Origin of the sequence: Burkholderia anthina (assembly GCF_902498995.1) — a bacterium.
Taxonomy (GTDB): domain Bacteria; phylum Pseudomonadota; class Gammaproteobacteria; order Burkholderiales; family Burkholderiaceae; genus Burkholderia; species Burkholderia anthina.
Map to the genome: position 1 here is coordinate 60,192 of NZ_CABVLY010000002.1, position 14,780 is coordinate 74,971.

The window sequence follows — 14,780 nt, forward strand, 5'->3', positions numbered from 1 at the left end:
CGCGGCGAGGCGAATACAATCCGCCAACGCCGACACGCAGTCCAAGGCTCTCTCAGGTTCTCTTTCGAATCGTTCAGTCACCTCGTCGCAGCCGCTTTTCGCTGTGCCGACTGTTGTCGACATCAGCTTTCAAACCTGACGCGACAAACAATAGTGACGTGGTGAGCAATAATAATGAAGAAATATGGCATGTCAAGGTGATTTGTGATTTCAAAGTTTGCGTATCGCGTCACTTTTGAATATCCTCTTCGTCGCTGAAACCCGGGAGACCCCTTCAAGATGTCCAATAGCGAGCAGGCCAACGTCGATCTCATCACCGCCACCAAGGTGCGCGATCTGCTGACGCGCAACGGCATTCCGCCGCGCAGTCACAACACGACGATCGCGAACGTGCTCGGCCTGAGTTTCTCGGTCGTCACGCGCAAGATGAAAGGCCTGATCCCGTGGAACCTGTCGCAGCTGCAGGACATCGCGACGCACTTCGGCGTGCCGCCCGCGTTCCTGCTCGACGACAAGGGCGCGCAGCCCGCCGCCGCCGAGATGATCGACGCGACGCTCGTGATCGAATCGCGCCGCTTTCGCTGCCGCGCGGCGATCTCGACGAAGGCCAGCAGCCAGATCGAAACGGATTTCGTCGCGCTGCAGTGGCAGGGCGAATGGATCGTCACCGAACGCCAGCACGCGCGCGAAGGGCGCACGTATCCGGTCGACGTCATCGAGCTGCGCTCGAGCCAGCCGAACGTGTATGCGGCTCGCATCGCGGTGGTCGACGATTCGCAGGACGTCGCCGAAACCCTCTGCGAATACTTCATCGAAAAGGGCGTGAATGCGATCCCGTACTATGACGGCGCATCGTTCCGCAAGGCGCTGGAGGTCGAGGATTTCGACGGCTACATCCTCGACTGGATGCTCGGCGACCAGACGGCCGCCGATCTCGTGCGCGGCATCCGCTCGAGCGAGAACGGCGGTGCGCCGATCTTCCTGCTGACCGGCAAGATCTCGACCGGCGAAGCGAGCGAGGACGAGATCGCGCATATCGTGTCGCACTACAACGCGCGCTGCGAGGAAAAACCCGTGCGCCTGCCGATCCTGTTCGCCGAAGTGGCGCGCGAACTGAAGATCGCGCTGCCGGCCGCCGCCGTGCCGAACTGACACCCCAACGACAACCAACCATTACACCAACGAGGAAAAGACATGCGAGTTTCGACGATGTGGATCAAGAGCGTGGCCGCGGCGGCCCTGCTCGGCATGGCCGCCGCGAGCTGGGCCGCGCCCTTCACGTTCACCGTCGACGGCAGCATCGGCCGCAGCAACCAGCCCGGCAAAACGTCGTTCGTCTTTTCCGAGCAGGCGCTGATGGCGCTGCCGCAGCACACGATCGTCACGTCGACGAGCTGGACGCCGACGTCGACCTTCACCGGCCCGAGCCTGTCCGACGTGCTGAAGACGGTCGACGCGCACGGCACCGAGATCGAGTTCCGCTGCATCGACGAATACACGTTCACGATCCCCGTCTCGGACGCCGACAAGTACGGCGTGATCCTCGCGCGCACGATGAACGGCAAGGTGCTCGACAACGACAACTACGGCCCGCTGTGGGTCATGTATCCGCGCGACCAGTATCCCGACGAACTGAAGACGCCGCTCGGCGAAGCGAAGTTCGCGTGGCAGATCATCGGCCTGACCGTGAAGTAAGCGCGCGACATGAGGCTGAGGCGCGGACGATGGAAAAACCAGAAAATCATCGTGGTTCTGGGAACGCTGTGGATCATGGGATTCGCGGCGTGGGCGTTCCTGCTGTCGGACCTGCTCGCGACGTCGGTCAACGAGGGGGGGCTCGAAGGGCCGCGTGAAGGCGTGTTCTGGACCGCCGCGCAATACCGCAACGTCTATACGCGCTTCGACCGCCAGTTGATCCTCTACGCGACGCACGTGGACGACAACTTCGATCACGTGCAGATGCAGCTCGACAGCCTGTCGGTGTCGTTCGGGTTCCTGCAGCGGCCGTCCGAGGTGTCCGAATACTGGCTGCGCATCCCGCGCGCGCGCGACGAAATCGCGGTGCTCGGCGAATTCATGACGCACCTGAAGCACGACGTGGCAGCGCTGCGCGACGCGCCGAAGGGTGCGCCGCGCGTGATGGACGAGGTCGACCGGTACTGGCCGAAGGTCAACGGCCTCGCGAACTACTTCCGCGCGATCGAGATGGCGCAGCGCGACTTCACGTTCCATCAGCTGAAGGAAAAGCAGCGCGCGATCCTGTCGCTCGGCATCATCCTCGGCGTGATCCTGTGCGCGCTGTTCCTGCTGCTGTTCTATACGATGCGTACGCGCGACGACCTGCTCGAGCGGCAGGACGCGGCGCTCGACGCGGAACGCAAGGCATCCGATCGCGCGTTCGAGATGATCGAGGCGAAGAACGCGTTCCTCGGGATGGTCAGCCACGAGCTGCGCACGCCGCTGCAGGCGATCTGCGGGTCGATCGAGATCCTGCTTGCGCGGCCGCAGTCCGATGCGAACCTGAAGACGATCCGGCGGCTGCAGAATTCCGCGTCGTCGCTCGAAGCGCTGGTCAAGGATCTGACCGACTACATCAAGCTGCGCTCCACCAAGCGCCTCGCCGAATCGGAGACGGTCGGCATGGCGTCGCTGCTCGCCGAGGTGCTCGATCCGCTGCGCGAGAAGATCGCGGCCAGGCGGATCGAGGTCGTGCAGCAGGTCGAGCCGCACGATCTCGCGATCCGCTCCGATCGCAAGCTGTTGCGGCAGGTGCTGTCGAACCTGATCGAGAATTCGGTCAAGTACACCCTCGACGGATCGGTCCGCGTATCGATCGCGCTCGCCGATGCGCCGGCCGGCCGGCAACTGAAGCTCGCCGTGCGCGACACGGGTGCCGGCATCGCGAAGCAGCACCTGCCGAAAATCTTCGAGCCGTTCTACCGCGCGAACGACGCGGTCGGCCTGCACGTGGACGGGATCGGCATGGGGCTCGCCGTCGTGCGCGAAATCGTGACGACGCTGCGCGGCCATGTGGACGTGCGCAGCGTCGTCGGCGAAGGCAGCGAGTTCGTCGTGACGCTGCCGGCCGATACGCCGGATGTCGCCGAAACGGCCGGCGACGCGCCCGCCTGGGCCGCCGTCGCCACGCATCGCAATCGGCGTGCGCTCGTGGTCGACGACAACGACAACGCGCGCGAGACGCTCGGCGCGATGCTGTCCGCACTGGGCTTCGACGCCGATCTGTGCGGCACCGGGCACGAAGGCATCACGCGTTTCGGCGAAGGACACTACGATCTCGTGGTGCTCGATCTCGAACTGCCGGACCTGAGCGGCTTCGAAGTCGCGCAGCGGATCCGGACGGTCGCGCAGCCGGACGGCGACGGGCGGTTCCCGTCGCTGCTCGGCGTCAGCGCATACGAATCGGCCGCGCTGCGTCAGAACCGGCGCGTGTTCGACGCATTCCTGCCGAAGCCGGTTCACCTGAGCGAACTCGGCGCACTCGTCGAGAAGCTGCTCGGCTGAACGCGGCGGGTAGGGTTGCGTGCGGCGTCGGCCGCGCCCGCTTCAGCTCCGCGTCTACTCGCCGATCAGATGCAGCACGATGTCGCGCCGGTGCGGCGCGCGGCGATGCTCGAACAGGTAGATGCCCTGCCAGGTGCCGAGCACCATGCGTCCGTGCTCGACCGGGATCGACAGCTGCACCTGCGTGAGCGCCGCGCGCAGATGCGCGGGCATGTCGTCGGCGCCTTCGGTGTCGTGCTCGTAGCGCGTATCGTCCTCGGGCGCGAGTGTCGCGAAGTAGCGTTCGAGATCGCGCTGCACCGACGGATCGGCGTTCTCCTGGATCAGCAGCGACGCGGACGTATGGCGGCAGAACACGGTCAGCAGGCCGGTGCGGATCGCCTGCTGGTCGACGAATGCCCGCACCTGCGGCGTGAACTCGACGAGGCCGCTGCCGCGCGTATCGACACCGACGTGCGTGATGGCCTGTTGCATGATCGCGACCTCAGGCGAGCGCCGCGAAGCCATCCGCTTCGATCTGCTTCGCGTCGGCCGGGCGCACCACGCGCGCGACTTCGACTCCGTCGCGCAGGAACACCAGCGTCGGCCACAGCTTCACGCCGAACGAACGGCCGAGCGGACGGCCCGGGCCGTCCTCGATCTTCAGGTGCCGCACGGCCGGATGCGCGGAGAACGACGCGACGATCGCGGGCTGCGTGCCCGCGCAGATGCTGCACCAGTTCGTGCCGAATTCGATGACGGTGGCACCGGCCAGTGCGTCGACTTCCGCACGGGTCGGTGCGTTGGCGGTGTAGCGTTGCTCAATGTCCATCGGGCCCTCGTGTGCAATGGCGGAGTGGCCGCCGCGCGCCCGTGCGGGCTGCGTGCGCGACCGGTGATCTCCCACTCTAGCGGAAAAGCGCGCGCGATGCCGACGGCGCTCGGGCGGGCGCAGGCGGGCCGGCACGCGCCTGCCAGTCGAATGACACGACAAGATTCGGAGCGCGGCACGGCCGCGCCGGGATCAGCATGCGGACTGATCCCGTCGACGAAGGACCGACCATGAACGCTCCGCATCGCGTCACCGAACCGAACATCCTCTATTTCGGCACGCCCGTCGTGCTGATCAGCACGCTCAACCCCGACGGCACGGCCAATCTCGCGCCGATGTCGTCCGCCTTCTGGCTCGGCTGGCGCTGCATGCTCGGGCTCGCCGCCAGTTCGCAGACCACGCAGAACCTGCTGCGCACCGGCGAGTGCGTGTTGAACCTGCCGTCGTCGGCTCAGGCGCATGCGGTCGACCGGATCGCGCGCACGACGGGCACGGACCCGGTGCCCGAATCGAAGCTGGCGCGCGGCTATGTCCACGAACCCGACAAGTTCGGCACGGCCGGGCTCACCGAAACGGCCTCGCTGAGCGTCGCGCCGCCGCGTGCGCTCGAATGCCCGGTGCATCTGGAAGCGGTGGTCGCCGCCACGCACGGCATCGGCGACGACACGCCCGAGCTGCGCGGCCGCATTCGCGTGTTCGAGGTGCGCATCCAGCGCGTGCACGTGCATCCGGACTTGCTGATGGACGGCCATCCGGACCGCATCGATCCCGACAAATGGTCGCCGCTCATCATGAGTTTTCAAAAGTTCTACGGCCTTGCGCCGCATCAGGTGCATACGTCGCGGCTCGCCGAGATTCCCGAGCGCGCGTATCGCAGCCCCGACGTCGAACGCTCGCGCGACGCGGGGATGTCGATGGATGCCGCGCCGCGATGACGCGCGCCGGACCCGCCGGGCCGCCGGCGGAACGCTGCGCGGCACGGCCCGCGACGCCATCGGATAAGATACGGCCGGCCATGCTGATTGGCCCATGACCGAACCGACGGAGTGTTTCCAGTGATTCAACCGACCCAAGTATTCAAGGACAACCTCGCGCAACTGCCGGCCATCGACGGCATCGCGCGCATCGATCTCGTCGGCGCCAACGGCGACGTGGTCGCCAGCATCGAGAACCAGCCGGGCAAGCAAGGCTCGCTCGCGGTGTACAACTATCTGAAGCAGGCGTTCGGCACGCTCGACGCGAAGGCGGCCGAGCACGGCCTCGCCGTGTTCGCGGAACACACCGCCGATGCGCGCAACCGCCCCGGCGCGCATCCGAACGTCGATCGACTGCTGGCGATCGTCGCCGGCGGCGAAGCGCTGCGGATCGACGTGGTCGCGAAGGACTGAGTCGCGCGCGACGGGCAGGCGTGCCGCCGCCCGCTTTTCCCGGAGATCACGTGCCCCGCATTCATGCCCAGCCGTTTGCCCGCCGCATCGCATCGATCGCGGCGCTCGCGTGTGTCGCGGTCAGCGGCGCGGCGGCGGCCGATACGCTGCGGACGGCGTCCGATATCGCGGGCGCGTCGCTGGTTCCGCTCGGCACGCTGCCGCGCTCGCCGGAGAACGGCTCGCTCGACGAATTTTGCGCGCGATATCGCGTGAAGGCCGCCACCGCGGCCGGCCGCGACGTCGCGAAGCTCGGCTGGCTCGTGACGTCCGAGGCGCCGCTCGGCCGCTACACGGTCGTCACGTTCGCGAGCGGGTTCAAGCCGGGAACGAGCGCGATCTGTTATGCGCGCCACGCCAACATCGGCGTGTTCGACGGCACAGCGCTCGTCGCGCTCGGCTACACGGCGCGTGCGGCCCGCTGGCAACTCGGCTCGGTCGATCCGCTCGAAAGCGGCGCGCTGCTGGTCTGGGGCGGCGACGGCCCGGCGCCGCCCGTCGGCGAGCTGCGAGAAGAGAACGGCGGCTTGCGGCTGACCGCGGTCGCCGCCGAACGGACGTACTGTCATGGGCGGGCGGTCGTGCCCAACGTGTACGGGAAGCCGCTCGACGCGGCGCGCAAGATCCTGATCGCGCACGGCTGGCAGCCGCTGCGGCCGCATGAAAAGCCGGACGCGATGGACGGCGCGGCGACGCTCGCGAAACACGGGATCATCGAAGCCGAAGCGTGCTCGGGCACCGGCATGGGCTATTGCGCGCTGCGGTATCGAAGCGCGGCCGGCGTGCTCGGCGTGACCACGGTCGGCGGCGAGCCGGACACGCCGTCCGCGAATACCGTGATCGATTACCAGGTGGCTTGCAGGAAGCAGTAACCGGCGCGGGCGATCGAGCCGGCGTCGTGCGGGCGTCGTCCCGGCAATCGGCAGAATCCGTCGGACACCCGCCGTGCCGGCGCGTCGAATCATCGGCCGTTCGGTCGATTGCCCTTCGCGGCCGACGCTCCTAAACTGGCCTCCCTTTCACGCCTCTCCAGCCCAAAGGGACTCCGATGATCGACCTCTCCACGCTCGCACTGTTCTCCGGCGCGTGTCTCGCACTGACCGCCACACCGGGCCCCGACATGCTGCTGATCGCATCGCGCAGCGTGAGCCAGGGCCGCCGTGCGGGGTTCGCCACGCTCGCCGGCATCCAGGCCGGCACGTACTGCCATGCGCTCGCGGCCGCGCTCGGGCTGTCGCAGCTCTTCGTCGCGGTGCCGATCGCCTATGACGCCGTGCGCTTCGCGGGCGCCGCCTATCTGCTGTATCTCGCATGGAAAACCTTCCGCTCGGATGCGACCGCGCTATCGCCCGTTGCGTCGCAACGTCGCCGCTCGACCGGCGCGATTTTCCGTCAGGGGCTGACGACGAACCTGCTGAATCCGAAGATGGCGCTGTTCGTGCTCGCGCTGTTCCCGCAGTTCGTGCGGCCCGAGCACGGATCGATCGCCGTGCAGATTCTCGTGCTCGCGACGGTGCTCAACCTGATCGGGATCGTCGTCAACGGTGCGGTGATTCTGTCCGCGAGCCGGCTGGCCCAGCGGATCGGCGCGCGCCGCCGGCCGTCGAAGCTGCCGCAGTATCTGCTCGGCACGGTGTTCGTGGGGTTGGCCGCGCGGCTTGCGGTGGCCGGGCGGAATTGACGCTGTCGCCGGCTGCCATCGCCCCGGACGGTTCTTTCAACGGACGTTGTCCGCACTGACACCGCATCGCGCCTCGCGCGCGTCGGCCCGCTCGAATGCGGTCGGGCCTTTCCCCTTTTAGTCGAGCCCCTCGAGCGACGTCATGACGTCGCGAACGCGCCCGGCCGCCTGCATTCGCAGCCGCGGCCGGAAATCGCGCTTGCGTCCACATAACATATTTGTTACTATGATGGCTACTGCGTATGAGATTCAGTTCTTCGATGCGCGCGTGGAAACGGGCGTTATCACGTTACCGAAGACGCTGCTCGCCCGTTTTTTCGCGCTCGCCGACCGCATGGAGCAGTACGGCCCGAACCTCGGCGAGCCGCACACCCAGTCGATGGGCAACGGGCTGTACGAAATGCGACTCAAGGGTGCCGAAGGCATCGCCAGAGTGTTCTACTGCGCGATCGTCGACCGGCGTATCGTCATGCTTCATTGTTTCGTGAAGAAGACGCAAAAGACGCCACGGAAAGAACTGGAAACCGCGCGCCGCCGACTGAAGGAGGTTCAAGATGGCAACGTATAAGGCCCTGCGCGAACGCGCTTTGTCCGACCCCGAGGTGCGCGCCGAATACGAACGGCTGAACCGCGAAGACCTCGCACTGCTCGACGCGATGCTGGCCGCGCGTCGCGCCGCCGGGCTGTCGCAAGCCGATGTGGCCGAGCGCATGGGCACGAAGGCACCGGCGGTGACGCGCCTCGAGCGCGCGCTCGCAACGGGCCAGCATTCACCGTCCATCGATACGTTGCGCAAGTACGCAACCGCTTGCGGCAAGAAACTCGTGATCTCGTTCGCTTGAGTCGCCGCACCCGGCCGGCGGATCATGAACGACGAAGCATCCGGGTCGACAAGCATGCGCACCTCGCGCGAGTGGTGATGGCCGTGAGCACGTCAGCCGCCGCCGCTGCGCGCGAGAGAGGATCGATCCGCGCCGCCGGTAGCGGATTCCGATGCCGGCGCGCGAGAAGCACCGAGCAACGAGCGAGCGGCGTTCAGCGATTTGCGCCGAGCGCGACGCGCAGCCGCTCCATCAACCGCGTGTAGTGCTCCAGCACGTCGGCCTTGTCGGTCACGTTCGCGGTGGAGAAACGCTCGGCCCATGCCGGCTTCCATTCATACGTGCCGTGCACGCTGCGGTCGCCGTCCGGCGCCTGGATCAGCGAACGGATCCGCGCATCGCGGCCCGGCCCCGTGTGCATCTCGAACAGCGCGTGAATGAACGTGTGATACGCGTCGTACACGTCGTCGTCGAACAAGTAGCGATAGATGTGAAACGTGCGGTCGAGCTCGCGCTTCGCGCGGATCACGTCGTCCGGCGAGATGTCCTTCCAGTAGCCGATCCACGTGTAGAAGCACAGCAGCGCATTGAGCTGCGGCGCGACCGTGTCGTACAGCGTGAGCCGCTTCTCGATCAGCCGCTGGTTGGTCCATTGCACGAGTTCGAGCCGCTTCAGCCGGCGCGCGACGAGCCAGCCGAGACACGCGACCGACAACGGCGTCAGCACGCCGAGCACGAGCTTGACGATTTCCAGCGAATTCCACGGAGTATTGAATGGCTGCATGCGCGACCCGACGAGTAAACGCACCGACAACGCACCGACCTGCGAAGAACGCCGCGCATCGCGCCCGTCCGATCGCCACGCGGTTGACCGTTAGTTGCTTGCACGCGGAACGCCGGAAAGCGATGCATCCGGTGTGCGGCGAAGCGGCTTGTCCTGCCAGTTTATCGGGCGATTGTCACCGGCCGATGACCATTCTTCCCGCCTTCGCCATCCGCCCGCATCGCGTTACGTCGGCAGCGCCGACGTGAGCTTGATCTGCTGCATCGGGATGTCGGTCTTCACGCTCAGCACGCCCGGAATACGCGTCAGGTATTCCATCTGGAAGCGCCGATAGTCGTCGATGTCGGCCGCCACCACGCGCAGCAGGAAATCGCAGTCGCCGGCCATCAGATGGCACTCGACGACTTCCGGCATCTGCCGGACGGCCTCGGCGAAGCGGTTCACGGTTCCCGCGTCCTGCCCCTTCAGCCAGACGCGCGTGAAGATCGTCAGCCCCTTGCCGACCTTCGCCGGGTTCAGCACGGCCACGTATTTCTCGATCACGCCCGCTTCCTCGAGCAGCCGCACGCGGCGCAGGCACGGCGACGGCGACAGCCCGACCTCGTGCGCGAGTTCCACGTTCTGCATGCGGCCGTCGCGCTGGAGCGCGCTCAGGATCCGGCGGTCGATAGCATCCAGCTTCATTGGCATCCAATTCCAAAAAAATCTCGAATCACACGTTTGATGCCAAATTCTCCGAAATGTTGGTCCGCAACGCAACCCGATTCGAGTCAAAAAAGCAGACAATCCTCGTCCCAGAAGGAGGAGTAATGAGCAGTAGCGTTTCAACGTCGTCCGGGCTTCGCGACAAGCCCGCCTATGTCGCCGAGATGGGTCGCGGATTGCGCGCGGCGCTGCCCGTCATGCTGGGTTTCGTGCCGTTCGCGCTGGTGCTCGGCGCGCAGGCCGCGCAAAAAGGGCTGAGCCTGTTCGAGGTGCCGATGATGACGGGCCTGAACTTCGGCGGCGGCTCCGAATTCGCGGCGATCCATCTGTGGACGTCGCCGCCGCACATCGCGCTGATCGTCGCGATGTCGTTCCTCGTGAATTCGCGCCACATCCTGATGGGTGCGGCGTTCGAACCGTATATCCGGCGCCTGCCGCGCCGCCGCGCGTTCGCCGCGCTGTTCTTCATGTGCGACGAGAGCTGGGCGATGTCGCTCGCCGACGCGCGCTCCCGCTCGGCCACGCATATCAGCGTCCCGTATTACGCGGGCGTGTGTTCCGGGCTCTACCTGACGTGGATCTCGATGACGACGCTCGGCGCGGCGGTCGGCCCGACGATCGGCAACGTCGAGCAGTACGGGTTCGACATGGCGTTCACGGCCGTGTTTCTGGTGCTGCTGCGCGGGATGTGGAAGGGCATGCGCGCGAGCCGTCCGTGGTTCGTAAGCCTCGTCGTCGCGGCGGCCACCCATCTGGCCGTGCCCGGCGCGTGGTACGTCGCGGCCGGTGCATGCGCGGGCCTGATCGCCGCGCTGCTGTGGGAGCCGCGCGATGCTGCCTGATTTCGCGACGGTGGCGACCATCGTGCTGATGGCGTCGACGACCTACCTGTCGCGCGTGCTCGGCTACGTGCTGCTGCGCAACCGCACGCTGAGCCCGCGAATGGCGTCGGTGATGGAGAACGTGCCGGGCTGCGTGCTGATCTCGGTGATCGCACCGGCCTTCGTGTCGACGCGTCCGGCCGACCTGCTCGCGCTCGCCGTCACGCTGCTCGCGGCGACACGCCTGTCGATCCTGCCGACCGTGATCGTCGGCGTCGCATCGGCCGGCCTGCTGCGGCATTGGCTCGGGTAACGCGCGAACGCGGTTCCGACCCGCCGCACGGGCGGTTTCTCGAATCGGGGAACGGGCGCGCCATGCGCCCGTTTTCGCATGCGCGTGCCGCGTGCGGCCGCGCTCGACACGACACGCGCCGCAACGGGATGCTAGCCTTGCGGATGTACCCGCGATGCCTGTCCCCTCTCACTGCCTACCCGCGAGGATCGTCCCGATGCAAGAAACCCGCCCGCTGTTCGACCGCGTCCTGCTCACCAACGACGACGGATTCGACGCTCCCGGCCTTGAAGTGCTCGAGCAAGTCGCCACGCAACTGGCGCGCGAAGTCTGGATCGTCGCACCGGCCGAGGACCAGAGCGGCACGTCGCATTCGCTGAGCCTGCACGAGCCGCTGCGCGTGCATCGCAAGGGCGAGCGCCGCTTCGCGGTGCGCGGCACGCCGGGCGATTGCGTCGCGATCGCGGTCAGCCACCTGATGAAGGACGCGCGGCCCGACTTCGTGCTGTCCGGCGTGAATCGCGGTGCGAACCTCGGCACCGAAACGGTGTTCTCCGGCACGGTCGGCGCCGCGATGACGAGCATGCTGGTCGGCGTGCCGGCGATCGCGCTGAGCCAGGCGTTCAGCGACCGCAACGCGGTGCCGTGGAATACGGCGCTCACGCATGCGCCGGACGTGATTCGCCGGCTCGTCGCGGCCGGCTGGGACAGCGACGCGTGCCTGAACGTGAATTTCCCGCCGCGGCCGGCCGACGACGTGCGCGGCCTGAAGGTGACGAACCAGGGCGCCGGCACGCTGCAGGGCGTCGAGATCGTGTCGGGGCGCGATCCGCGCGACATCGAATACCACTGGCTGAAACTGGCTCGCGGGCCGCGCGACGACGATGCGAATTCGGAAACGGCCGCGCTCGGCGAAGGCCATATCGCCGTCACGCCGCTGAAGTTCGAACGCACGCACGACCAGGCGCTCGCGCGGCTGCGGTCGACGCTCGGCTGACTTCGAGACCGGGGACGGTGAAACCGCCAGGCGGCTTCGCCGCCGGCGGGTGACGCGGGCACGAGGCCGCCGCGTCGCATCAACCGCCCTGATCAACACCGCCCGTCAACCGCCCTCCGTCACGTCAGATTCATGCCCCCGTCGAGCATCACGATCTCGCCCGTCACGTAATCGGACGCGACGAGCATCGCAACCGTCTGCGCGACGTCGTCCGGCGTCGCCGCGCGGCGCATCGGCGCCCGCTCGCGCCAGAGTTGCCGCGCTTCAGTCCAGTCGGCGGTCAGCGGCGTATCGACGAGCCCCGGCGCGACCGCATTGACGCGAATCGCCGGCGCGAGCGTGCGCGCCAGCAGGCGTGTCGTGTGATTGAGCGCGGCCTTGGCCGCCGCATACGGAATCGACGCGCCCTTCGGCCGCACGCCCGCATGCGAGCTGACGTTCACGACGCAACCGGCACGCCCGCGCGACGCCGCTTCGAGCAGCGCGGGCTGCGCTTCGGCGACGAGCCGGAACGGCGCGATCACGTTGATCTCGTGCATCTCGCGCCACACGTCGGGCGTCGCGGCGGCGAGATCGTCGTGCGGAATCACGCGGCTGACGCCCGCATTGTTGACGAGCACGTCGAGGCGGCCGTGCACCGCGAGCGCATCGCGGATCAATCGCACGCGCGCCGTATCGTCGGCGAGATCGGCCTGCACGTAGGCCGCGCCAAGTTCGCGCGCCATCGCGCGGCCGGTGTCGGCGGAACTGCGCGAATGCAGGATCACCGCGTAACCGTCCGCCGCCAGGCGGCGCGCGATGGCCGCGCCGATCCCCGACGTCGATCCGGTGACGAGCGCGACGGGCCGCTGCACGCGCGCCGCACGCGGCTCGGCGACGGTTTCGGTTTCAGGTTCCGTTTCGGGAACCGGGGCGTTCATCGGCGGATGCGGCGCGTCCATGGCATGAAATCCTGTCGGTGGCGTTCCCGCATCATAAGCGCGACGCCGCGACCGCGAGCGAACATGACGGCCACTGCCATCCGGATCGCGCGGAAGGGATCGCACCGGAAACGGTGCGCGCCCGGCGACCCGCGCTCAGGAGCGCGCAGGCAGTTCGACGAAGTCTTCGAGTTCGCCGGCGATATGCAGCCGCTTGCCGATTCGCGGGTATTCGCACACGTCGTGTTCGAGGCGCTGGCCCATGATCAGCAGTTCGAGCGGCGCATCGCCCGTGTTCTCGAGCACGTGCGCTTCGCCGCCGCGCGGGAAGCCGAGGAAGTCGCCCGCGCCGATGTCGTGACGAAGCTCGCCGATCGTGACGACGCCCGTGCCGGACAGCACGTAGGTGCATTCCTCTTCGTACAGGTGACGGTGATACTCGGACGACTCGCTGCCCGGCATCAGCGTGAGCAGATGGGTACCGATCTGCGTGAGGCCCGTCAGGTCGCTGAGTTGTCTTTTGAGGAGAACGGCATTGGGATTCAGCGAATGCACTGCGCGCGTCGGTTCCATCTTCGCGATGTCAGCGGCTTTCAGCAGTTCCCGGGGAGGTGTCATGGACATGGGGATCTCGTCAGCGTGAATGCAGCGGTTGAACGCGCCGCCCGGGCCGGCGCGGCGCACATGCCGCGCCATTGTCCGACATTTTCACGCAGACGAGAAACGCGTCCGCACGCGTTGCCGCGCCCCGCTACCGCGCGCAATCGGCCAGCAGGTTCGCGAGCACCGACGCGCCCTGCGCGAGGTGCCGCGGATCGGCATCCTCGGCCTCGTTGTGGCTCAGGCCCGCCTTGCACGGGACGAACACCATCGCGCTCGGCGCGACGTACGACAGGTTCACCGCATCGTGCCCCGCGCCGCTGCACATCTCCAGATACGGATAGCCGGCGGCCACCGTCGCCTGCCGCACGCGCGCGACGCAATCGGCATCGAACACCACCGGCTCGTATTCGGCGATGGTCTGCACCTGAACCTGCGTGCCGCGCAGCGGGATGCGCTCGCGGCAGATCGCTGCGATATCGGCGACGAGCCGCTGCAACGCCGGCTGCGACGGATGGCGCACGTCGACGCTGAAGCGCACCCGCCCGGGAATCGTACTCGGCGAATTCGGCTGGCACGCGACGTGGCCGACGGTCACGCGCGCATCGGCATCGAACGCGTGCCCATGCTCGACGATCGCGGCGATCATCGCGGCCGCCACGCCCATCGCGTCACGGCGCACGCGCATCGGCGTCGTGCCCGCATGCGACTCGAAGCCGGTCACCGTGACGTCGAGTTCGTAGATGCCCTGCACGCCGGTCACGACGCCGATCGGCACACCGGCATTCTCCAGCACCGGGCCTTGTTCGATATGCGCTTCGAAATAGGCCTTCGGCATCTGCCGCTCGCGCTCCCGGCCGGCGAAACCGGTGCGCGCGAGTTCGTCGCGCAGCAGCACGCCCGTCTGCATGCACGGCCGGGCCAGCGCGTAGTCGAGATCGAGCGTGCCCGCATAGACGGCCGAGCCCATCATGCCCGGCGTGAAGCGCGAGCCCTCTTCGTTGGTCCACGCGACGACGTCGATCGGATGGCGCGTGACGACGCCATGCTCGTTCAGCGTGCGAATCGCTTCGAGCCCGGCAAGCACGCCATAGACGCCGTCGAAGCGGCCGCCGAGCGGCTGCGTGTCGAGATGGCTGCCGCACATCACGGCCGGCGCGTCGGGCTGTGTGCCGGGCCGGCGCGCGAACACGTTGCCGATCGGATCGATGCGGACGTCACATCCGGCTTCCTCGCACCAGCGGATGAAGCGTTGCCGGCCGAGCACTTCGTCGGCGCTCAGCGCGAGCCGGCAGCTGCCGCCGCGCGCGGTCGCGCCGATCGTCGCCATCTCCATCAGCGAATCCCACAGCCGTTGCTGGTGAACGAGAATCATCGTGGCCGCTCCTGAAAAGCTCCG

General features: G+C 67.3%; 19 protein-coding genes. 12 read left to right on the forward strand and 7 right to left on the reverse strand.

What is annotated here, in order from left to right:
* The first annotated feature begins 279 nt into the window (after nt 1–279).
* From BME24068_RS03075 to atsR, 3 genes are read left to right on the forward strand one after another with little or no spacing between them, the layout of a single operon-like run.
* Entirely contained in the window at nt 280–1,152 is an 873-nt protein-coding gene (locus tag BME24068_RS03075) for a response regulator (RefSeq protein ID WP_174925110.1), read from the forward strand.
* A gap of 42 nt (nt 1,153–1,194) precedes the next feature.
* Entirely contained in the window at nt 1,195–1,695 is a 501-nt protein-coding gene (locus tag BME24068_RS03080; RefSeq protein WP_096500671.1) for a putative pterin-binding protein, read from the forward strand.
* 15 nt (nt 1,696–1,710) lie between these two features.
* The gene (gene atsR / locus BME24068_RS03085; RefSeq protein WP_174925360.1) at nt 1,711–3,522 is read left to right on the forward strand and encodes a hybrid sensor histidine kinase/response regulator AtsR; all 1,812 of its coding nucleotides are present in this window, start codon (nt 1,711–1,713) and stop codon (nt 3,520–3,522) included.
* Between the two features lie 54 nt (nt 3,523–3,576).
* Here the strand turns inward: atsR and BME24068_RS03090 are convergent, their stop codons facing one another.
* Nucleotides 3,577–3,996, reverse strand: coding sequence for a secondary thiamine-phosphate synthase enzyme YjbQ (locus tag BME24068_RS03090; RefSeq protein ID WP_174925111.1), 420 nt, complete (start codon nt 3,994–3,996; stop codon nt 3,577–3,579).
* A 10-nt stretch (nt 3,997–4,006) separates the two neighbouring features.
* A complete protein-coding gene (locus BME24068_RS03095) occupies nt 4,007–4,333 on the reverse strand; it encodes a thioredoxin family protein (protein WP_096500673.1) in 327 nt (108 codons plus the stop codon).
* A 230-nt stretch (nt 4,334–4,563) separates the two neighbouring features.
* On the opposite strand from BME24068_RS03095, the gene BME24068_RS03100 reads away from it, so the two are divergent.
* The 6 genes from BME24068_RS03100 (at nt 4,564) to BME24068_RS03125 (ending at nt 8,283) form a co-directional block, all read left to right on the forward strand.
* Nucleotides 4,564–5,268: a flavin reductase family protein gene (locus tag BME24068_RS03100; protein ID WP_174925112.1), complete on the forward strand. Its 705-nt coding sequence runs from the start codon at nt 4,564–4,566 to the stop codon at nt 5,266–5,268.
* A 120-nt stretch (nt 5,269–5,388) separates the two neighbouring features.
* Nucleotides 5,389–5,721, forward strand: coding sequence for a DUF2322 family protein (locus tag BME24068_RS03105; RefSeq protein ID WP_096500677.1), 333 nt, complete (start codon nt 5,389–5,391; stop codon nt 5,719–5,721).
* Nucleotides 5,722–5,771: 50 nt separating this feature from the next.
* Nucleotides 5,772–6,632 carry a protein kinase family protein gene (locus tag BME24068_RS03110; protein ID WP_174925113.1) on the forward strand — a complete coding sequence of 287 codons (861 nt, stop codon included), beginning with the start codon at nt 5,772–5,774 and terminating at the stop codon, nt 6,630–6,632.
* Between the two features lie 176 nt (nt 6,633–6,808).
* Nucleotides 6,809–7,441, forward strand: coding sequence for a LysE family translocator (locus BME24068_RS03115; protein ID WP_174925114.1), 633 nt, complete (start codon nt 6,809–6,811; stop codon nt 7,439–7,441).
* Between the two features lie 142 nt (nt 7,442–7,583).
* Nucleotides 7,584–8,009 carry a type II toxin-antitoxin system RelE/ParE family toxin gene (locus BME24068_RS03120; RefSeq protein ID WP_239007621.1) on the forward strand — a complete coding sequence of 142 codons (426 nt, stop codon included), beginning with the start codon at nt 7,584–7,586 and terminating at the stop codon, nt 8,007–8,009.
* Complete coding sequence (locus BME24068_RS03125; RefSeq protein ID WP_096500685.1) at nt 7,996–8,283, forward strand: helix-turn-helix domain-containing protein; 288 nt, start codon at nt 7,996–7,998, stop codon at nt 8,281–8,283. The genes BME24068_RS03120 and BME24068_RS03125 overlap by 14 nt, the downstream gene beginning before the upstream one ends.
* Before the next feature lie 193 nt (nt 8,284–8,476).
* On the opposite strand, the gene BME24068_RS03130 is transcribed toward BME24068_RS03125, so the two are convergent.
* Together BME24068_RS03130 and BME24068_RS03135 are read right to left on the reverse strand one after the other, a co-directional pair.
* Nucleotides 8,477–9,046, reverse strand: a complete 570-nt coding sequence (locus BME24068_RS03130; protein ID WP_174925115.1) for a hypothetical protein — start codon at nt 9,044–9,046, stop codon at nt 8,477–8,479.
* 225 nt (nt 9,047–9,271) lie between these two features.
* The gene (locus tag BME24068_RS03135) at nt 9,272–9,730 is read right to left on the reverse strand and encodes an Lrp/AsnC family transcriptional regulator (RefSeq protein WP_096500687.1); all 459 of its coding nucleotides are present in this window, start codon (nt 9,728–9,730) and stop codon (nt 9,272–9,274) included.
* A 125-nt stretch (nt 9,731–9,855) separates the two neighbouring features.
* On the opposite strand from BME24068_RS03135, the gene BME24068_RS03140 reads away from it, so the two are divergent.
* The 3 genes from BME24068_RS03140 (at nt 9,856) to surE (ending at nt 11,861) form a co-directional block, all read left to right on the forward strand.
* The gene (locus tag BME24068_RS03140) at nt 9,856–10,593 is read left to right on the forward strand and encodes an AzlC family ABC transporter permease (RefSeq protein ID WP_098554568.1); all 738 of its coding nucleotides are present in this window, start codon (nt 9,856–9,858) and stop codon (nt 10,591–10,593) included.
* Entirely contained in the window at nt 10,583–10,885 is a 303-nt protein-coding gene (locus BME24068_RS03145) for an AzlD family protein (protein ID WP_162826153.1), read from the forward strand. The genes BME24068_RS03140 and BME24068_RS03145 overlap by 11 nt, the downstream gene beginning before the upstream one ends.
* 196 nt (nt 10,886–11,081) lie before the next feature.
* A complete protein-coding gene (gene surE / locus BME24068_RS03150; protein ID WP_096500691.1) occupies nt 11,082–11,861 on the forward strand; it encodes a 5'/3'-nucleotidase SurE in 780 nt (259 codons plus the stop codon).
* A 119-nt stretch (nt 11,862–11,980) separates the two neighbouring features.
* On the opposite strand, the gene BME24068_RS03155 is transcribed toward surE, so the two are convergent.
* From BME24068_RS03155 to BME24068_RS03165, 3 genes are all read right to left on the reverse strand, one after another.
* Entirely contained in the window at nt 11,981–12,802 is an 822-nt protein-coding gene (locus BME24068_RS03155; RefSeq protein WP_096500693.1) for an SDR family NAD(P)-dependent oxidoreductase, read from the reverse strand.
* Between the two features lie 135 nt (nt 12,803–12,937).
* Complete coding sequence (locus BME24068_RS03160) at nt 12,938–13,405, reverse strand: cupin domain-containing protein (protein WP_174925116.1); 468 nt, start codon at nt 13,403–13,405, stop codon at nt 12,938–12,940.
* A 127-nt stretch (nt 13,406–13,532) separates the two neighbouring features.
* A complete protein-coding gene (locus BME24068_RS03165; RefSeq protein ID WP_096500695.1) occupies nt 13,533–14,756 on the reverse strand; it encodes a Zn-dependent hydrolase in 1,224 nt (407 codons plus the stop codon).
* Nucleotides 14,757–14,780: the final 24 nt, after the last annotated feature.